Origin of the sequence: Neobacillus sp. 19, assembly GCF_049463095.1 — a bacterium.
GTDB lineage: Bacteria > Bacillota > Bacilli > Bacillales > Cytobacillaceae > Neobacillus.
The window spans coordinates 112,016-130,906 of the sequence record NZ_JBMPZU010000011.1; the positions used below are offsets into that span (position 1 = coordinate 112,016).

The window sequence follows — 18,891 nt, forward strand, 5'->3', positions numbered from 1 at the left end:
AGAGAAGAAGCGTAATCTGTCTATTTACTTTTCCTGGGATCGAAAAATTAAAAAGCCGATGATTCCTTAGCGCAGGAATCATCGGCTTTTTTGATGTTGAAATTTGCTTAGCGTATTTCCGCGAGGGACGCCTTCATTTAGCTACACGGCGCTTGATAGAATCTGCTGAACCAGCAGATCAGTAAAGTGCGCTGCATGCTTGGCAACGTCATCCAGATTTTCATCGAAACTATCAGCCGTATCTCCGCCATGGCCGGCAATATCTGATACCGTCTTGATGGCTAACACCGGAATCCCATATTGGGCAGCAGCTTGCACGATGGCAAGTCCCTCCATATCTGATACCTTAACGGAAGGAAAAGTCGATTTGATCCATTCGACTCGATCTGATTCACTCATGAAGGAATCCAGCGTCAATATTAATCCGAAATCGAGTGAATACGGTAGATCATTTGCTTGGGCAGCAGCTTGTCTTGCTACATCCAGCCAGTTCTCGTCTAGATCATATTTTGCCGGCATTTGTGGGACCTGACCATGCTCATAGCCAAAGCAAGTGGCATCGACATCGCCATACCTGTATTGCGTAGCGACAACGACGTCGCCCACCTTTAATCCCTCGGCAAATGCACCCGACGAACCTGCATTGATGATCAAATCCGGTTTATATCGTTCGATCAGCAGCGTAACTGCGACAGCTGCACTGACCTTGCCGATCCCACTTTCTACTAGAATCAGAGGCTGGTCACGATAGATTGCTTCTTCAACGATAACCTTGCCTACTTGTGACCGTGCCGTAATTCGTGATTTAATGCGAAAAGGAGCCATTTCCTCCTCCATCGCTGTGATAATTGCGATTCTCATCATCAGAGCCTCTCTATTCTTCCAGGAATGAAATTGGCTTATTTACAGGTACCTTCGAGCCGCCGAATTCCTTTTCTATATATTTTTGGGTATCGTCATTATGATACAATTCACCTAATTTCAAGATGCCAGGATCATCCTTTTTATCAGAGGTGGTTACAAGCACGTTGATGCTGCTTTTTGTATCTACGGAAACTTCCTCATGGAATACGGAGTCCTTCAATACGTTAAGTCCGCCTTCCATCGCAATCGTATTACCGATCAATACAAGATCCACGTCTTGAATCACCCGCGGACCAGTCGTGTCGTCGATCAATTTGAATTTTAAGTTTTTCGGATTCTCTGCGATATCGCTCACCGAACCTACCCCTTCATCGAAGCCGTCCTTTAACTTGATCAGTCCGGATGCTTGCAATAATTTTAAACCTCTGGATGTATTGGCCGGGTTATCAGCTAAGGCAACGAGCGCGCCGTCCGGAACGTCTTTGATATCCTTGATCTTCTCCGAATAAATTCCCATTGGTTCAAGGTAAGTCGTCGCTACCGCAACAAGGTTGGCATTACTGTCTTTATTGTAGCTAACTAAGTAACCCCAAGATTGGAAGGCGTTTACGTCAACTTCTCCCTCTTTGGTTGCGTTATTCGTTACAACACCACCATTGATCTCTTTGACTTCGATATTGAGGTTGGCATCCTTGGCCGCCTGAGACTTCGCGATATGCTTCCAAATTTGGGCGTCAGAACCCATTGAACCAATGACGATTGTCTGGCCGTCGCTCGAAGTCTTGCTTCCGCAGCCAGCTATCAACAGTGTCAATGTCAATCCAATCGCCAATCCACCTAATAATTTTTTAAAATTCATATGTTTTCTCCCCTTAGACTAAATGAAATATTATTGCCTTAATGCATTGTCATGCCGCCGCTTACAACTGCCGTAAGCTGCGATCAATCAAGCGTAATTTTATCGATTACAATACCCTTTCGAATGGATCTCTGCTAATTCCGGCATGTAGGACAATTTTCGCGTACTCTTGTGCGGAGAACAGCGAATGATCCTTGTAATTGCCGCATTCCAACGCGGATACGGCCGGAACCTCCGTCGTTTCCAGCACACGCTTCAACGTTCTTTCCAATGCGGATGCGATTTCTTCCGGATTATGCTCGTTCCAGAGAATCAGGTAATATCCCGTTCTGCATCCCATAGGTGAAATATCGATGATGCCTTGAATCTCATCTCTCATATATGTCGCCAACAAATGTTCAAGTGTATGAAGCGCAGCCGTCGGAATCGCATCTTGATTCGGCTGCAGGAACCGCAAATCGTATTTTTGCACGGTACTGCCTTTCTCATCGTGCTCGACTCCCGCCGCTCTGACGTAAGGAGCCTTTACGATCGTATGGTCCAATTGGAAGCTTTCTACTTTTGCCATTGTACTTCAGTCCTTTTTCTATAGTATTGTATATTTATTTCAGTACGTACCCGAAGGCAGCAGCTGTATAAATCGATAGGAGCTTGTTGTTAATGCGTTGACTTCTTGGTGAAATAATCCCCGATGAATTGGCATGCAAACACCAGAATCAGGATTAAAATCGTTGCTACAATTGTAATGTCCGTCTGGAATCGGTTATACCCCTGATTAATCGCCAGACTGCCTAATCCTCCCGAGCCGATGGCACCCGCCATCGTCGTCAGCCCGATCAGGTTAATGACCGTAACCGAAGAAGCGCGGATAATGCCTGCCAATCCCTCTTTCAAATACACACGGAAAATAATCTCCATTGGCCCCGATCCCATGGATTGAGCCGCTTCAATAATCCCGGAATCTACTTCTACCAGCGCATTTTGTATTTGTCTGGCATAGAAAGGTACTATTCCGATGACCAAAGGCACGATAGCTGCATGCATACCGATTGATGTCCCTACGATTAAACGGGTAACAGGAACGACAACAGCGATGAGAATGATAAACGGAATGGATCTGAACAGGTTAATGATTTTTTCCACGACACTATAAATCGGCCTGTTCTCCAGAATCCCTCCTTTATCTACGACAACCAGGGTAATGCCAAACAATAGGCCGAATAATACGGAAAATAACGAGGTCACGGCCACCATATAAATCGTTTCATATGTGCTCAAGAGGATATCCTCTCTTAAATTCCATATATTTGGGAAGTATTTCATAAAGAAATCGCTCATACTGAATCACCTACTTTACTGTTCTGCAAAAGACGGGAATCGATCAATTCGACCTCCACCTGAATCGACTGCAAATACTTTAGTGCTGCATCCAGATCGCTGGTGGTACCCGACATAACCACAATCAGGAAGCCGATTGGTGTCTGCTGTAAAATTTCCACATTAGCGAATAACAGATTGGTCGTCACCCTATACTTAGCGGAAAGCGCCGAAATGATTGGCTCGCTGGTACTATCGCCAATAAAAGAAATCTTGCACAAGATATCGTTATCCTTTAGATGAACCAATGACGGATGCAGCGCGAGCTTTTCCAACGTTTGATCCACATGCGTCGCCGTATTGATGAAATCACGGGTTAATGCATTTTGCGGACTGCTGAAGATGGAGACGATATCGCCTTGCTCGATGATCCGGCCCGCCTCCATCACTGCCACCTTGTTGCATATTTCTTTCACCACTTGCATTTCATGCGTAATAATAACGATCGTTAAGCCGAGGTCTTGATTCAGCTTCTTCAACAATTTCAGGATGGATAGGGTTGTTTTGGGATCCAGCGCACTGGTTGCTTCATCGCATAAGAGTATTTCCGGGTCATTCGCCAGCGCTCTGGCAATGGCTACCCTCTGCTTCTGCCCGCCTGATAATTGAGAGGGATAAGCATCCCGTTTATCCGATAAACCTACCAACTCAAGCAAATCCATCACCTTCTGGGCTCTTTCACGCTTGGAAAGCTTGGAGCTTTTTAAAGGGTAGTCTACATTGTCAAAGATCGTTCTAGAACTCATCAGGTTAAAATGTTGGAAGATCATCCCGATCTTCTTCCTGGCCAAGCGCAGCTCTTTAGGATTCAAGGAGAGCAAATCTTGACCGTTCACTTTTACGCTTCCCGATGTAGGTCGCTGCAGCAGGTTAATGACGCGAACCAGGGTACTCTTCCCGGCCCCGCTGTAGCCTACAATGCCATAAACATCGCCAGCATCAACCTGCAAATTGACATCCTGAACGGCTGTTACCGACTGAGAGCTAGTTTCAAATGTAACGTTAATCGTGGATAAAGAAATCATGATGCCCAACCTTTCTTAAAACTCTTATATTCTCAAAACTCGAAAAATTCCATATTTGTAATTGTACATCAGAATAGTCGGAATTAAAACAAAAATTTTTTGGATGGGGGTAAAAGAGGGCGGGGGGACGGAGGGTTCTACTGGCTTTTTTGGCAAGGAGAAGTGAAAAATGCTTATGGGCCGTCCCGTTGGTTTCCGATTGTGGAAGAGGTAGTTTAGCATTAACAGTGAGGAACCGTACCATGAAATAGAAGCAGTTTTATTATTGTTCAAGTTCGGACAAGGAAGAGTATGAAAACAAAGAGTGTGTCCGAAGATGAGTTGACTTCGGACAAGGAAGAGTATAAAAAGCAAGGCTGTGTCCGAAGATGAGTTGACTTCGGACAAGTATGAGCATAAAAAGCAAGGCTGTGTCCGAAGATGAGTTGACTTCGGACAAGGAAGAGTATAAAAAGCAAGGCTGTGTCCGAAGATGAGTTGACTTCGGACTAGGATGAGCATAAAAAGCAAGGCTGTGTCCGAAGATGAGTTGACTTCGGACAAGGAGGAGTATAAAAAGCAAGGCTGTGTCCAAAGCCGAGATGAGTTGACTTCAGACAAGGAAGAGCATAAAAAGCAAGGCTGTGTCCGAAGATGAGTTGACTTCGGACAAGGAAGAGCATAAAAAGCAAGGCTGTGTCCGAAGCTGAGTTGACTTCGGACAAGGAAGAGCATAAAAAGCAAGGCTGTGTCCGAAGATGAGTTGACTTCGGACAAGGATGAGCATAAAAAGCAAGGCTGTGTCCGAAGATGAGTTGACTTCGGACAAGGAAGAGCATAAAAAGCAAGGCTGTGTCCGAAGCTGAGTTGACTTCGGACAAGGATGAGCATAAAAAGCAAGGCTGTTTCCGAAGATGAGTGGACTTCGGACAAGGAAGAGCATAAAAAGCAAGGCTGTGTCCGAAGATGAGTGGACTTCGGACAAGAATGAGTATAAAAAGCAAGGCTGTGTCCGAAGATGAGTTGACTTCGGACAAAGAAGAGCATAAAAAGCAAGGCTGTGTCCGAAGCCGAGATGACTTCGGACAAGGAAGAGTATAAAAAGCAAGGCTGTGTCCGAAGATGAGTGGACTTCGGACAAGGAAGAGTATAAAAAGCAAGAGTGTGTCCGAAGCTGAGTGGACTTCGGACAAGGAAGAGCATAAAAAGCAAGGCTGTGTCCGAAGCTGAGTGGACTTCAGACAAGGAAGAGCATAAAAAGCAAGGCTGTGTCCGAAGATGAGTTGACTTCGGACAAGGAAGAGCATAAAAAGCAAGGCTGTGTCCGAAGATGAGTGGACTTCGGACAGGGATGAGCATAAAAAGCAAGATAGTGTCCGAAGCAGGGCTAAGTTCGGACAAGGAAGAGCGAAAAAAGCAAGAGAGTGTCCGAAGCCGAGACAAGTTCGGACAAGGAAGAGCGAAAAAGTAAGTAAATGAGGTTTTTTATTTTAAATATAGATCGTATATATGAGGGCGATATTCTCCGATGTGAGGATCTTGTCCTCTTGTCCTATTTAAGTGGGAATATTTTTCCTGCTGTTCAGAATAAAATGAATTAGATCATAACTTTCCGACACACTATTTTTTAGAAATTTAGGAGGTAAAATGAAGAAGAAAACGACCAAGCTGTTACTTATTATTTTTACCATTCCCTTGATAGGTTCGGTACTTCTTGTATTAGTCTCCTCATTTATATTTTCCCCACAATATGTTTTTAGGACCATCGTAAATGGAAATTCAGATGTAATGGAATACAACGTATTTCCTGAGCGGATTATTTCAAGAAGCTCACAGCCCTACTTTTACAAATACAGCCTGAATGAATCTTTAAAAACCATGCCAATAGATTATATGTATAGAGGAAAAGGCAGAACAAAGCCATTGGATACCTTTCTAATGGAAACAAATACTACGTCTTTTATCATTGTCTACGATGACAAGGTAGTGATGGAGGAATATTACAATGGATTTGACAAGGACACTGTTAATACATCTTTCTCAATGGCTAAGTCAATCGATTCGTTGTTAATTGGAGAGGCGATTGAAGATGGTTATATTAAAAGTGTAAAACAGTCCATTGCTGATTATATAATCGAGTTCAAAGGAACAAATATGGAAGGAATTACAATTGAAGATTTACTTCTGATGCGTTCAAACATCAGCTATGAGGAAGGGAATATCTGGTTTGGCGACGATGCCAAAACGTATTATATGCCTGATTTACGTAGTTTAGCGTTGGCTCATAATCATCTGACGACAAAATACCAAGGTAAATTTCATTATAACAATTATCATCCCTTATTACTTGGCATCATACTGGAGAGAAGCTCGGGGAAACATGTAGCGGAATATTTCGAACAAAAGGTTTGGAATAAAATCGGAGCTGAATATGAAGGCTCATGGAGTCTAGACAGTAAAGAAACAGGTTTTGAAAAGATGGAGAGCGGTATTAATTTTAAAGCGATTGATTTTGTAAAGATCGGTAGCATGTTACTTCATGGTGGAACGTGGAATGGGCAGCATATACTAAATGAAAATTGGATAAAACAGTCTACACTTAGCGAATTCCCTTTAAATAGTGCTGAATATAAAGGCTCATTCTTAGAAAATAGTAATATAGGATATAAATACATGTGGTATAGTACACCGAATAAAAATGGCGGGTTAGATTATTTTGCGATGGGAAAGTATGGACAGTACCTATATATGTCTCCGGAAAATAATATTGTCATTTTACGAACGGGTAAATCTCAGGGAAAGGTAGATAGTTGGCCGGATGTCTTAAAAGAAGTTTCTTTAAAAGTGGGAAAAGAATGGTAAGTAAGTGCCTGGTCTCCACCCGCCGAAAATAGCGGCAGTAATGTAAAAAATTAAATAGGACATTCAACCATTTTTAACTGACATATGATATTTGTCCTCCCTCTGATGGACATGGCTGCATATGAATAAAATAAACAGTTAAGGTGGTGAGTCATACAATGTGCGGTTGGTGCGGCTGCGGGCGTTTTGGCTACGGATACGGCGGAGGTTACGGTTACGGTGGCCTCAGTCCATTTGTGTTAATTGTTGTATTGTTCATTCTGTTAATTATCGTTGGAGCAAGTTTCTATTAATTATAGAAAAAATGAGGGGAGCTTTATTGGGCATCCTCATTTTTATGTGTGATGTAACCATTTGTCAATCCGGTGAATAAATATGGAGGAGTGAACGAATAGGAGGGATTACCCTGACTCCATCTGTATTTCTTGTTTTGTTAATCTCAACACTTGCCTACATTCTCGGTGGATTTCTAGTCTTAATTCGAAGAAATTGGTCTGAAAGAACCTTATTGTCATTAGTCGCTCTTAGCGTCGGTTTATTGTTATCCATTGCTCTTTTGGATTTAATCCCTGAAGTACAGGAGGGGATAAATAATAGCGGCTTATTCGTCATCCTTGGTTTTCTGATCATGTATTTTATTTTTCTGCCGACCATTTCAGCTGGTACAAGCGGTTTAGAAAACAGTGATTCTGCAGCTGTTAAGGGATTAACAATTGGTATGTTGCTTCATAATTTTTTTGAGGGTTTATCCATTGCTGTTAGTTATTCTGCATCATTTGAACTGGGTATCTTTGTTTCTATTGCGCTCATTATTCATAAAATACCGGAGGGGCTATCTTATGCTTCAGTTATGCTTGCCTTTCTGAATGGCAGGAAAAAAACAGCTATTTATCTGATCATCCAGGGAATTTTCACATTTTTGGGCGCAGGAAGTGTGATTTTATTATCAAGGTTTACCGATCTTTATGAACAAATTATTGCCATTGGCTTATCCATTACCGCTGGGATTTTCCTGTATCTGAGTGGAACCTTGTTATTGCCGTTAATCAATCAGCGAACCTTCAAAAGTACACATCTATTCTTTATAGGCGGGATTTTACTATATTTTTTATTGCATAGTGTTGCGTGAGACCAAGGGGACGGACGGTTCTGTTGGCTTTTTTTGGCTATGGGAAGGTTGAGCATGCTTTTAAACGAACGTTTTATTAGTATCGGAATTACAGGAAATTGATAGAACAATGTAACGTGTAACCAGTTTAATTTTGTAACTATATGGGTTATATACTGAGAATTCCCCTGGCAATTCTCGACAATTTCCTTTTCAGGTTTGGCGGTGTGAAGGTTGTTACTTCAAGGATTGTTGCTGTTTCAATCAAATGTTTGTTTGGAAGGGAAGAAGAAGAGCCTGGTCGAAAGTCGTCATATTATCAACGTGATCTTACCAGTGAATCAAATTCCCTTGAGACATCCTTTAGTTGGATAGTGATGCGAAGGAATCTTGGCCGATTGCGACTTACAAGATGTATCAAGAGATCTTCTATTTGGACGTCTGAGGGAATTTTTTGTCCAAATCCCGATGTAGAAAAGCTACGTAGGGGTTTGGCAAATTTTTAAGCTCAAACCCCGATGTAGAAGCGGTCTACGTAGGGGTTTGGCAAATTTTTAAGCTCAAACCCCGATGTAGAAGCGGTCTACGTAGGGGTTTGGCAAGTTTTTAAGCTCAAATCCCGATATAGAAGCGGTCTACGTAGGGGTTTGGCAAATTTTTAAGCTCAAATCCCGATGTAGAAGCGGTCTACGTAGTGGTTTCTCGATTTTTTAAGCTCAAACCCCGATGTAGAATCACTCTACGTCGCACTTTCCCCAAAAATCATCGTAACTTCTCTGTAATCGAAATATCCAGGCAGTGTCTGGCACTCCTCGAGAAATCTTAGCGGGGATTGGTTGAACGAAGAAAGTCTGAAGAATATTCTTCCGCTTCTATGTGGTGAAGTTCAGGGACGAATTGTGTATCTATAGTATGTATTTTCGGACAAAAAATCCTAAAATCTCACCGAAAGTAGCACACCTAATGAAAACGTGACAATAGCTATAGTTATTGCAAAAAGGATATTGGAATTCCTACGTTGAATATAAATGGAGAAAAACCCGAAAAGAGAGGAGTATAAATATTGAAAGAGTACAATGACTCATTTATTCAGTTACAGGATAATCGGAAATTATCATATTTAAGTTACGGAGATACGAATCAGAATACAGTTATCTTCTTTCACGGTTTCGGTTCATCAGCTCGTTCTATTCATCCTGATACAAAACTATTAGATCAATATAATGTTCGTTTCTTTGCCATTAATCGCCCTGGTTATGGAGATTCCGATGTGAAGGTAAAATATTCGATGGAGGACTTTGCCGACTCAATAAATGAGTTCCTTCTTGCTAAAGGAATTGAAAGGGCTTCGATTATTGGATGGTCAGCGGGAGGATTATATAGCCAAGTTTTCACAGACAAATACTCCGAAAAAGTCACTTCTCTTAACCTAATTAGTAGTGCGATCCCTTTAAATAGTAACGAAACTACAAAAATTTTACCTGCGAATTGGAAAAGCATTGTGAATATGAACAAGTACATACCTCTTATGACAAAATTTTATTTTAAAAGTCTCAGTAAGAAGGTAACAAATAATTTGGATTCTACCATACAAAAATCTATACAACAAATGGTTGAAGAGGACCAGAAAGTTGCAGTTGACCCTTTAATGAAGTCGGTCATTATCAAAGGGGCAGTGGAAAGTTACCGTAATAAAGGCATTGGGGTATATTACGATGCTCTTGCATTATGCCAAAAATTTGATGACAGAAGGAATCCTCTTCATAATGTAAAAGTGAATATCTGGCAAGGTGATAAAGATACTATTTGGACTTCTGAGACTTCAAATTACCTCCGTGAAAAATATTCTAATTCCACTTATTCCTTTATAGAAAATGAAGGGCACTTACTATATTTATCTCATTGGGATGAGATTCTCAAAAACGCTTTAACCGTATAAGGCGAAATGTATAATGAAAAAGCTTGGAGAACCAAGCTTTTTTTGTGCTAATTATTAATGTTGTTTTTGTTCGATTATTACGGTATTGATTGTGCGTTTTTAATTGTTTTTTCACTTTTTCTCCACTTTTTCTCCACATTATCGGAACTACTTTGTTAAATCTTGTATGCCGGGCAGTTGGATGCCATGCCAGTCGCTTACATTGCATTGGCCATATTCATTATCACCGGCAGCAACCACTGTGCCGTCCGATTGAAGTCCGACGGTATGGCCACAACCCGCGGCAATCGCTACAATATCCCGCCAATCACTTACATTACATTGACCATACTCATTCCAACCCACAGCTGCGACCGTACCGTCCGATTGAAGGCCGATGGTATGATTACTACCCGCGGCAATCGCCACCATATCGCGCCAGCCGCTTACATTACATTGTTCATGTTTATTCAAACCGACTGCCGTCACCGTACCGTCCGATTTGAGACCGATTGTATGAAGATAACCCGCCGCGACCGCCACAATATTGTGCCAGCCGCTTATATTGCATTGGCGATACCGATTATTACCCGCAGCGGTCACTGTGCCGTCCGATTTAAGCCCAATAGTATGCCAGTCACCTGCCGCGATCCCCACAATATCATGCCAGCCGCTTACATTGCATTCACCATCATGATTTCGGCCCACAGCAAACACCGTGCCATCCGATTTAAGCCCAATGGTACGACGCCATCCCGCCGCAACCGCTACAATATTGTGCCAGTCGTTTACATCGCATTGGTTATGCTTATTCCAACCCACAGCCGCCACTGTACCGTCCGATTTAAGCCCGATTGTATGAGCATTACCCGTATTCGTCGCCATATGAACATTACCAGTGGCGATCGCCACCATATCGCGCCAGCCACTTACATCACATTGGCCATATTTATTATCACCCACAGCCGTCACCGTGCCGTCCGAATTAAGCCCAACGGTATGACGACGACCCGCCGATATGGTATCTTTCGGCCACCGCTTCACCTTTAACAACGCTTCTTTCGGCGAAATGAAATCCATGTTTTACCTCCTTGTATATAAGGAACCATGCAGGTACCTGCCAAGTATATGTAACTTTACGGTTACTGGTCAAATGTAAGAAATAATTATTAATGCCTCATGACCAATTAGAGAAACGTCCATTTGAGGCTGGTTTCAACATTCTTTTTAGGCATTTAACTAGGAGAATCTTGAATTGAAGTACACTGAGGCAGCATTCAATCAAACATTTGATGGGTGGCGGAAATGTGGGGAATAGATCGAATGATGAATTTTCACCTTAAACCTGTCAAATAGTGCAAATATGTGGGTTCATATCTGTAAATTGCCCCGGCAATACTCGACAACTTTCTCTTCAAGCTTACAGTGGAAATCCTAATAGAGTTATACTTTGCACCAGATTTAATCAAATGTTTGTTTAATAAAGCCACTATTGAATTGGATCGAAAGGATGTCGATTCATGAAAATAGTGGTTTGAATCTATTCCAATCCTAATTTTTAGGCATCTTTCGGCAAGTTTTTTACCGATTAAGCAGGAGAAAGGCGCATATAGCAAGGATTGCAGCTGTTTAAATTAAACGTTTGTTTGATGTGAAAAATTAAAGAGAATGGGCGAAGAGTGTCTATTGGTCTTATATTATCCATATAAGTTTCCCCTTTATGTAAACACCTAAAAGTACTTATCTCCAAAAAGGAATCCTATTGATCTTAAATGGTAAAAAATCATAAAGGCAGATGAAAAATATAAGCCATACTTTATCATTTTTACCCCACTCAACTAAAGTTTAAAGCGATAAAGCATGATATTTTAACGGAGCGGCTGCTCTCTTTTTTTTTATCGAATCTGGGATAGTTGTTACAAATTTGATTGATTTTCAAAAAGATCATTCTTCCACAAACTGGCCAGATTGCAGAGTAACGTTTTTACGAACGATGAAATTTTGAAACTGATTATTGTTAAGCTAAAGAAGGGATAGACATATATAACAAAAAACACCGGTGGTCGGTGTTTTTGTTGTGGCTATTTTAAACGGCTTATATCTTTGTTAGGTATTCATCTAATTGATCAAAGGTTCCGGAATAACCTTCCTGAGCCATCTCTTTTGAATCCTCGAAGGCTTTGATCTCTTCCTCAGTCGGAGATACGGGAGCCACAATCATTGTAAGAGTTGTTTTATCTTCAACGGACGCATGATGGTATTAATCCGTTCAACTTTTTTCATGGGGTCCTCCTAAACAGTATCATTTTTTGACATAGTTTAATGCTATTATAAACCCAGCAAGTAAGAAAACAAATCTTTTGTTTAATTTAAATGGAGGATTTAGAAAAATAAAATTCAAGTCAGTAGGATAGCTTTAATAAAGGAGATAGGAAATGAGTTTTTTTCAAGATACTTTATCCATATTTAAAAAGAGAGATTTACTATTTTTGGAAAGTTACAAAGAGTCAGAAGGTGTTTATACCTTCCTATTTAAAAAAGAGAAAGATTTAACTTGGAAAGCAGGGCAACATGGTTTGTTTAGCATTACTCATAAGAAAATAAAAAATCCTACAAAACCATTTACTCTGGCATCTACTCCCACTGACAATGTTGTTAGACTAACAATGCGTATTGGTGATAACCCAAGCGATTTTAAGAAGGCGATGTTGGAATTAAAACAGGGTATGAAGGTTAAAATGAGTGGGCCAGTAGGTAGTTTTTATTTAAAAGATAACAATCCTTCCCTTTTGATAGGAGGCGGAATTGGAATAACACCATTTCGTTCAATATTAAAACAAGTAGAAGCAGAGTGGAATGGAGTCGAAAAACAAATAAAACTTCTCTATATGAATAGCAAAAACTCATATCTATTTAAAGATGAAATTGATGAAATTGCTAACAATTATTCAATAAGTGTAACTTACCTTGATTCAAGGGATGACTTATATCGGGAGATAAATAAGTTTACCACCTTATATAAGAACGATGGTAAATACTTAATTGCTGGACCGAAAGAAATGGTAGATGCAACCTCCGATTATTTACAAAATAATAATATTTTAAAAAAGAATATCAAAAAGGATTCCTTTTTTGGGTATTAGTTAAGAATGAATTCGAATTAAAAGAGAACATTTTATTCTAGGAGGGATCAACGTGGAGGTTTTTGAAAAATATTTAGCAGGAATCGACAACCCTGACAACCGCGACAGAACAGAGGAGATTTTGGTGTGGGTTGCAAATAAATTTCCGAATTTGGAACCGATATTCAAATGGAATACGCCAATGTTTTCCGACCACGGCACATTTATCATAGGCTTTTCTACAGCCAAGCTGCATTTGAGTGTTTCGCCAGAGGTAGCAGGCATTTTGCATTTTGCCGATGACATTGCAAAAACTGGCTACAGCTCTACCAAAGGCTTATTTCGTATTCAGTGGAATGAGCAGGTAAATTACGAATTACTAGAAAATATTATTGAATTTAATATCATGGATAAGGCAGACTATACGAATTTTTGGCGGAAATAAAGCATCACGCCTTATCAAAAACGCTTTGTTCAGTTAATAGTCTTGGATATTTAAGGTAGTTTACCTTCAGCACTAAATGAATTTTTGAAATGTGTTCGTTTAACGGATTATAAGGATAAACAAGCTTGTAAAAGGATGAACTTAACGGATTTTAAGATGGGGATCATGTTTGAGTTATTCCATTATAGGGCCAATTTTGCAAAATAATTGAGGAACTATTTTGCAGTTTCTGTATTTTTTAATATTCCGTAATCGGGCGCAATTGTTGAAGATCATTAGTCTAATTCCTTGGAAAAAATGCAGAGGAATTAGACATTTTTTATCTCTCTATTTTAAACAATATCTAAATTTTGGATAATCTAATATTGGAGGGTATGTTAATGATCGTATATCATGGTTCTATAAGGAAATTTAACCATTTTAATAAAGGAACGGCTGTTCAAAAATTAAATAATGATATCGACACAATTGGATTTTGGTTTACTTCGGATATCGCTTCGGCGAAACCTTTTGCTGTAGGAACTGTGAACGTTATTCAAAAATCTGAGAGGGAATTTTATAATTGTCAAGCTGCGCTTACTGTATAAACGGGCAGCTATTCTTATATCTAAAATGTGGTGTATAGTATCAAAATAAATCCTCAGTTCACAAGGAGGATTATTTACCATATGCTAAATTCTTTATGTATTAGGTCTGTCTTGCTATAATAAATACTACAGTTGTAAAAGTAGGGGGATTATCATGAAGCAGATTCCACAAATATCAGAAGCAGAGTATGAAGTGATGAAGGTTATATGGAACTTTGAGCCGATTTCGACTCCTGAGGTTGTGGAGAAATTATCGAATAAGAGTGATTGGAAGCCAAACACTATTCACACGATGCTGGCGCGCTTGGTCAAGAAAAAGGCTTTGCACGCAAGAAAAGATGGCCGGGTGTTTATTTATACTTCACTAGTTGAAATGAACGAATATGTTGGACAGAAAAGTAAATCCTTTCTGCAGCAGTTTTTCGGCGGAACGTTAAATTCGATGGTGTTAAATTTAATTGAAAATGATGAGTTATCGAATGAAGAAATATCGGAACTAAAGAAAATATTGATTATGAGGGATAAGAAAGAAGGAGAGAAATAATGGATACCATGCTGCTGCGCATTTTAGTAAGTACAATCGTGGTATCCCTCCTTATTTTCTTGATTCTGTTAATCAAAAAGCTGTTAAACCATCATATGACGGTGAAAACACATTATCATATTTGGTATTTTCTTTGCATTCCCATCCTTGCTTCCTTTTTACCTTGGAATTATTTTCGCCTTGGAGAAGGAATTCACTATTTTGAGAGCTTCCTTTTTTTTCATAAAGACATGGCGTTGAAGAGTGAAAGGATAAATGGAGTGGATACCTCTCAGGCGCCAAACAGCGATTTATTACATGATTTCACAGTATCGGTAAACAAGTCCACGCCAGATTTCGTCTACCATACATTTTTTACGGTTTGGGTCATTGGAGTGGTTCTTATGGTTGGGGCTGCTGTTTATTCAAGCTATCAAATCCATCAAATCAAAAAGTCAGCTGCGGCTGTTCATAACGAAAAGTTAAATGATCTATTAGAAGCGTGCAAAGAGATGGTTGGGGTGAAAAGAAACATAAGGCTGAGGGAGACTTCTCTTATTACCTCGCCGATTACGTTCGGGATTTTTCAGCCCTATATTTTTATTCCAAGCAAAACGCAAGAAGCATTCTCGTTAGATGAATTAAAATACGTGTTTTTGCACGAACTGCATCATCATAAAAGTAAAGATCTGTTCGTTAATTACGCCATGTGGATCGTTCATATTCTTTATTGGTTTAACCCATTCGTCTGGTATGCCTTAAAAAGGATTCGAATGGATCGGGAATTGGCCTGTGATGCATCCGTTTTAATTCTCTTGGATGAGAGCGGATATACCGAATATGGGTATACCATTATTCGTTTTGCAGATAAAAAATATGATCGGCCCTTTGAACAAATTGCTCCAGGTATAGGTGGGACCAAAAAACAAATCAAACAAAGAATCCAGTGCATCGCAAGCTACTCTAGTGATTCTCTATTATTGAAATGGAAAAGTAAGGTCATCTGTGCTGTTCTAGGAATTGTTGTACTATTCCTTGCTCCAATCACTACAGTTATTGCCAGCCCAAATAATGTGTATCAGTTTAGCGGGAAGAATGCGGCCTATGAAGATCTAAGCTCCTATTTTAAGGGCTACAAGGGCAGCTTTGTTTTATATGATCCCTCTAATAACCATTATCAAATATATAACCGAGAGATGAGTGAACAGAGGATCTCTCCCGATAGTACCTATAAAATATATTCTGCCTTGTTTGCATTGGAATCCAATGTGATTTCGCCGCATAATAATAAACAGGTTTGGGGTGGGAGAATTTATCCCTTTCCGGAATGGAATCAAAATCAAAATTTAGCGACTGCCTTAAGCCGTTCCGTGAATTGGTATTTCCAGAATACCGATCGAGAGGTAGGGAGAAAGCCGCTGCAAGATTATTTTCACAAGATAAAATACGGGAATGAGGATCTTTCAGGGGATTTGGATAGTTACTGGATGGAATCTTCCCTAAAAATATCACCCATTGAACAGGTCCAATTATTATACCAATTTGAAGAAAACCAATGGGGGTTTAAAGCGGAAAATATCAAGGCGGTAAAAAAGGCACTTTTAATAGATGAGCAAAAGAATGGTCGGTTGTACGGTAAAACGGGAACCGGTATGGTTAATGGAAAGAATGTAAATGGCTGGTTCATTGGCTTTGTCGATAAAGGTGATGATCGTTTTTACTTTGCTATTAATATTCAAAATAAGGATGGTCAAGCCCAGGGAAGTAAGGCAGCAGAGATAGCCAAGCAGATCCTGCATCATAAAAAAATATATTAATATTGAACCCCAGAAAGGATTACTCTTCCTTTTTGGGACTTTTCGATACAAAATACTACAAATGTAGTATTCGTAATAAACATATACGCAAATTTCCCAGTATGAAAGGGCTGATGTGTTTTGAAGCAGAAAAAGCTGAAAGAAAATATAGTAAAAAACCCAATCCGCTGGAGACTGAATGGCCTCTTTTTCATGGTCTTTGTCCTTTTTTCTATCCTGATTCTCCGCCTGGGCGTTATCCAAATTATCAAAGGGGAAGCCTATGCGGCTCAGGCAGAGAAGACAGATGTGACGCCCGTCAGCTATTCCGTTCCGCGCGGGAAAATATATGATACGAATCATAAGTTAGTAGTCTACAATATTCCGGAAAAGGCGATTATCTATACACCGCCGAAAAATCCGCAGCCTGGAGAATTGCTTGAACTGGCCAAAAAGTTAAATACCTTTCTGGATATGACTGAGAAAGAGGTCAATAAAGTGACCGATCGGGATTTGAAAGATATCTGGCTGTTAGTACATAACAACGGCACGGATTTAATCACAACGAAGGAGGAGAAATTATACAAACAGGAAAAGCTGAATGACAAGGATTTATATCATTCAAAATTGAAGCGCATTACAGAAAGCGACCTCAAGAAAATGGATAAAAACCTGGCGGCCATCTACCGGAAACTATCGTCCGCCACCGCTTTAACTCCGACGATGGTCAAAAATGAAAATGTAACAGAGGAAGAATTTGCAAAGGTCAATGAAAACCTGGAAAACCTGCCGGGGATGGATGTCACGACCGATTGGAAGAGGGGCCGAACCTACGGAGAAACGTTTTGGAATATGCTTGGGGAAGTAACGAGTGCAGATGAAGGCCTTCCGGCAGAAAAGGTAGATTACTATACGGCTAAAGGATACAAATTGAATGACCGCGTCGGGAAAAGCTATATTGAAGAGCACTATGACAGCGTCCTGCAGGGCCAAAAGGAAAAAGTGAAAACGGTGACTGACCAAAGAGGAAATGTGGTGAGTACTGAGACAGTTTCGGAAGGGCAGAGCGGCAAGGATCTTGTTCTGACCATTGATATGGAGTTTCAGGCCCAGGTGGAAAAAATCATGCAGGAAGAGTTGGTCAATGCCATCCAAAAGCCGCATACGGATACCCTTGACACTGCCTTTGTCGTGGCCATGGAACCAAAAACTGGCCGGATTCTAGCGATGTCAGGAAAAGTCTATAACAGGGAGTCCGGAGAATTTACCGATTTTACCCCGGGAACCTTCACTTATGCGTTTGAACAGGGGTCCGTTGTAAAAGGGGCCACTGTATTAACTGGTTACCAAACGGGTGTCAGGGATTTTGGAGAAACCGAGTTGGATGAAGTCATGCGGTTTAAAGGCTCGGGAACCTTTTCCTCTTACCAAGTCATGAACAGAATTAACGAATTAGAGGCATTAGAGCGTTCATCAAACGTGTATATGTGGAAAACTGCGATTGAAATGATGGGCGGCAAGTATGTCCCCAATGGCACATTAAATATCGATCCGAAAAAAATAGAAACGATCCGCTATTATTTCAACCAATTTGGTTTGGGCATCCCGACCGGTATTGGTTTTAATAATGAAACGTCGGGAATTAAAGGAACCAATCCAAGCACCTACTTTCAAATAGCCATCGGACAACTAGATACCTATACACCGCTGCAAATTGCCCAGTATATCACAACGATTGCCAATGGAGGGTACCGGATGAAGCCCCAATTGGTGAAGGAGATTCGTGAACCCAATATGAATGGCAATGAGCCGGGCAGCGTAATTGATGAAATCGAACCAGTCGTGCTGAATCAGGTAGATATGAGTGAGGAGATGCTTAAGCGGGTTCAACAAGGCTTTTGGCTGGTTACCCATGGTTCCAAAGGAACGGCGAGAGGATATTTTAAAGACGAACCGTACAATGCAGCGGGTAAAACCGGAACCTCGGAATCCTATAAAAATGGGGTCAAGACTTGGAATCTTTCTTTTGCTGGTTATGCCCCATTCGATGATCCCGAGATTGCTATTGCCGTTATTGTGCCAAATGCCTACCGTGATGGTTATGCTCAGCCGCACAGTGCAGCTAATATCATCAGCCAGCGGGTTTTTCGGGCATATTTTGACCTTCATGAAAAAGGACAGCCAACTGCAAAATGATTGACATCTTTTTATTACAAGTGTAGTATTGATTGTGCAACAAATACTACATATGTGGTATTTAGTGCGTAGCCTACTATTACGCATGTAATCAAATTGTAGAAAGGAGGAAACTCTCCCCAGCGTTTCGAGGCAGTTTTTTAAGGAGCTGAAAAAGTGAGATTGAATAGAATAAGCCGCTTATTCTATTTTCAGAACTTCTAATATTAAGAGAAAGAGGTAAAGATTTT

General features: G+C 40.5%; 17 protein-coding genes. 11 read left to right on the forward strand and 6 right to left on the reverse strand.

The genetic code is table 11. From position 1 onward, the window contains the following. Positions 1 to 141: 141 nt before the first annotated feature. The 5 genes from ACO1D1_RS02730 to ACO1D1_RS02750 all read right to left on the reverse strand — a co-directional run bounded on the left by ACO1D1_RS02730 (position 142) and on the right by ACO1D1_RS02750 (position 4,125). The gene (locus ACO1D1_RS02730) at positions 142 to 864 is read right to left on the reverse strand and encodes a 5'-methylthioadenosine/adenosylhomocysteine nucleosidase (protein WP_423334849.1); all 723 of its coding nucleotides are present in this window, start codon (positions 862 to 864) and stop codon (positions 142 to 144) included. A gap of 10 nt (positions 865 to 874) precedes the next feature. Further along, positions 875 to 1,723, reverse strand: a complete 849-nt coding sequence (locus ACO1D1_RS02735) for a MetQ/NlpA family ABC transporter substrate-binding protein (protein WP_423334850.1) — start codon at positions 1,721 to 1,723, stop codon at positions 875 to 877. Between the two features lie 106 nt (positions 1,724 to 1,829). Next, a complete protein-coding gene (locus ACO1D1_RS02740) occupies positions 1,830 to 2,291 on the reverse strand; it encodes an S-ribosylhomocysteine lyase (protein WP_423334851.1) in 462 nt (153 codons plus the stop codon). Between the two features lie 89 nt (positions 2,292 to 2,380). Continuing rightward, positions 2,381 to 3,061, reverse strand: coding sequence for a methionine ABC transporter permease (locus ACO1D1_RS02745; RefSeq protein WP_423334852.1), 681 nt, complete (start codon positions 3,059 to 3,061; stop codon positions 2,381 to 2,383). Then, positions 3,058 to 4,125 (reverse strand): methionine ABC transporter ATP-binding protein, encoded by a 1,068-nt coding sequence (locus ACO1D1_RS02750; protein ID WP_423334853.1) that lies wholly within the window; start codon positions 4,123 to 4,125, stop codon positions 3,058 to 3,060. Before ACO1D1_RS02750 ends, ACO1D1_RS02745 begins: the two co-directional genes overlap by 4 nt. Before the next feature lie 493 nt (positions 4,126 to 4,618). Here ACO1D1_RS02750 and ACO1D1_RS02755 point away from each other — a divergent pair, with 493 nt between their 5' ends. From ACO1D1_RS02755 to ACO1D1_RS02775, 5 genes are all read left to right on the forward strand, one after another. Beyond that, positions 4,619 to 4,762 carry a hypothetical protein gene (locus ACO1D1_RS02755; RefSeq protein WP_423334854.1) on the forward strand — a complete coding sequence of 48 codons (144 nt, stop codon included), beginning with the start codon at positions 4,619 to 4,621 and terminating at the stop codon, positions 4,760 to 4,762. Between the two features lie 989 nt (positions 4,763 to 5,751). Then, on the forward strand, positions 5,752 to 6,966 hold the full coding sequence (locus ACO1D1_RS02760; protein WP_423334855.1) for a serine hydrolase domain-containing protein: 1,215 nt from the start codon (positions 5,752 to 5,754) through the stop codon (positions 6,964 to 6,966). Between the two features lie 158 nt (positions 6,967 to 7,124). Continuing rightward, positions 7,125 to 7,259, forward strand: coding sequence for a YjcZ family sporulation protein (locus tag ACO1D1_RS02765; protein WP_423334885.1), 135 nt, complete (start codon positions 7,125 to 7,127; stop codon positions 7,257 to 7,259). Positions 7,260 to 7,396: 137 nt separating this feature from the next. Beyond that, a complete protein-coding gene (locus ACO1D1_RS02770; protein WP_423334856.1) occupies positions 7,397 to 8,095 on the forward strand; it encodes a ZIP family metal transporter in 699 nt (232 codons plus the stop codon). A 1,042-nt stretch (positions 8,096 to 9,137) separates the two neighbouring features. Then, the gene (locus tag ACO1D1_RS02775) at positions 9,138 to 10,013 is read left to right on the forward strand and encodes an alpha/beta fold hydrolase (protein WP_423334857.1); all 876 of its coding nucleotides are present in this window, start codon (positions 9,138 to 9,140) and stop codon (positions 10,011 to 10,013) included. 147 nt (positions 10,014 to 10,160) lie between these two features. Here ACO1D1_RS02775 and ACO1D1_RS02780 read toward each other — a convergent pair whose 3' ends face one another. Continuing rightward, on the reverse strand, positions 10,161 to 11,072 hold the full coding sequence (locus ACO1D1_RS02780; protein ID WP_423334858.1) for an RCC1 domain-containing protein: 912 nt from the start codon (positions 11,070 to 11,072) through the stop codon (positions 10,161 to 10,163). A 1,355-nt stretch (positions 11,073 to 12,427) separates the two neighbouring features. Here ACO1D1_RS02780 and ACO1D1_RS02785 point away from each other — a divergent pair. From ACO1D1_RS02785 to ACO1D1_RS02810, 6 genes are all read left to right on the forward strand, one after another. Then, a complete protein-coding gene (locus ACO1D1_RS02785) occupies positions 12,428 to 13,135 on the forward strand; it encodes an FAD-dependent oxidoreductase (protein WP_423334859.1) in 708 nt (235 codons plus the stop codon). A gap of 52 nt (positions 13,136 to 13,187) precedes the next feature. Further along, positions 13,188 to 13,559 carry an iron chaperone gene (locus ACO1D1_RS02790; RefSeq protein ID WP_423334860.1) on the forward strand — a complete coding sequence of 124 codons (372 nt, stop codon included), beginning with the start codon at positions 13,188 to 13,190 and terminating at the stop codon, positions 13,557 to 13,559. 380 nt (positions 13,560 to 13,939) lie between these two features. Continuing rightward, positions 13,940 to 14,146 carry a hypothetical protein gene (locus tag ACO1D1_RS02795; RefSeq protein WP_423334861.1) on the forward strand — a complete coding sequence of 69 codons (207 nt, stop codon included), beginning with the start codon at positions 13,940 to 13,942 and terminating at the stop codon, positions 14,144 to 14,146. 154 nt (positions 14,147 to 14,300) lie between these two features. Beyond that, positions 14,301 to 14,690 (forward strand): BlaI/MecI/CopY family transcriptional regulator, encoded by a 390-nt coding sequence (locus tag ACO1D1_RS02800; protein WP_423334862.1) that lies wholly within the window; start codon positions 14,301 to 14,303, stop codon positions 14,688 to 14,690. Further along, positions 14,690 to 16,486: a BlaR1 family beta-lactam sensor/signal transducer gene (locus tag ACO1D1_RS02805; protein WP_423334863.1), complete on the forward strand. Its 1,797-nt coding sequence runs from the start codon at positions 14,690 to 14,692 to the stop codon at positions 16,484 to 16,486. The genes ACO1D1_RS02800 and ACO1D1_RS02805 overlap by 1 nt, the downstream gene beginning before the upstream one ends. Before the next feature lie 120 nt (positions 16,487 to 16,606). After that, positions 16,607 to 18,661 (forward strand): peptidoglycan D,D-transpeptidase FtsI family protein, encoded by a 2,055-nt coding sequence (locus ACO1D1_RS02810; RefSeq protein WP_423334864.1) that lies wholly within the window; start codon positions 16,607 to 16,609, stop codon positions 18,659 to 18,661. Positions 18,662 to 18,891: the final 230 nt, after the last annotated feature.

Coding starts and splice junctions, on each gene's coding strand:
- ACO1D1_RS02795 (WP_423334861.1), top strand. CDS start 13,940: ATGATCGTATATCATGGTTCTATAAGGAAATTTAACCATTTTAATAAA.
- ACO1D1_RS02735 (WP_423334850.1), bottom strand. CDS start 1,723: ATGAATTTTAAAAAATTATTAGGTGGATTGGCGATTGGATTGACATTG.
- ACO1D1_RS02785 (WP_423334859.1), top strand. CDS start 12,428: ATGAGTTTTTTTCAAGATACTTTATCCATATTTAAAAAGAGAGATTTA.
- ACO1D1_RS02745 (WP_423334852.1), bottom strand. CDS start 3,061: ATGAGCGATTTCTTTATGAAATACTTCCCAAATATATGGAATTTAAGA.
- ACO1D1_RS02755 (WP_423334854.1), top strand. CDS start 4,619: ATGAGCATAAAAAGCAAGGCTGTGTCCGAAGATGAGTTGACTTCGGAC.
- ACO1D1_RS02760 (WP_423334855.1), top strand. CDS start 5,752: ATGAAGAAGAAAACGACCAAGCTGTTACTTATTATTTTTACCATTCCC.
- ACO1D1_RS02800 (WP_423334862.1), top strand. CDS start 14,301: ATGAAGCAGATTCCACAAATATCAGAAGCAGAGTATGAAGTGATGAAG.
- ACO1D1_RS02730 (WP_423334849.1), bottom strand. CDS start 864: ATGATGAGAATCGCAATTATCACAGCGATGGAGGAGGAAATGGCTCCT.
- ACO1D1_RS02805 (WP_423334863.1), top strand. CDS start 14,690: ATGGATACCATGCTGCTGCGCATTTTAGTAAGTACAATCGTGGTATCC.
- ACO1D1_RS02750 (WP_423334853.1), bottom strand. CDS start 4,125: ATGATTTCTTTATCCACGATTAACGTTACATTTGAAACTAGCTCTCAG.
- ACO1D1_RS02765 (WP_423334885.1), top strand. CDS start 7,125: ATGTGCGGTTGGTGCGGCTGCGGGCGTTTTGGCTACGGATACGGCGGA.
- ACO1D1_RS02780 (WP_423334858.1), bottom strand. CDS start 11,072: ATGGATTTCATTTCGCCGAAAGAAGCGTTGTTAAAGGTGAAGCGGTGG.
- ACO1D1_RS02740 (WP_423334851.1), bottom strand. CDS start 2,291: ATGGCAAAAGTAGAAAGCTTCCAATTGGACCATACGATCGTAAAGGCT.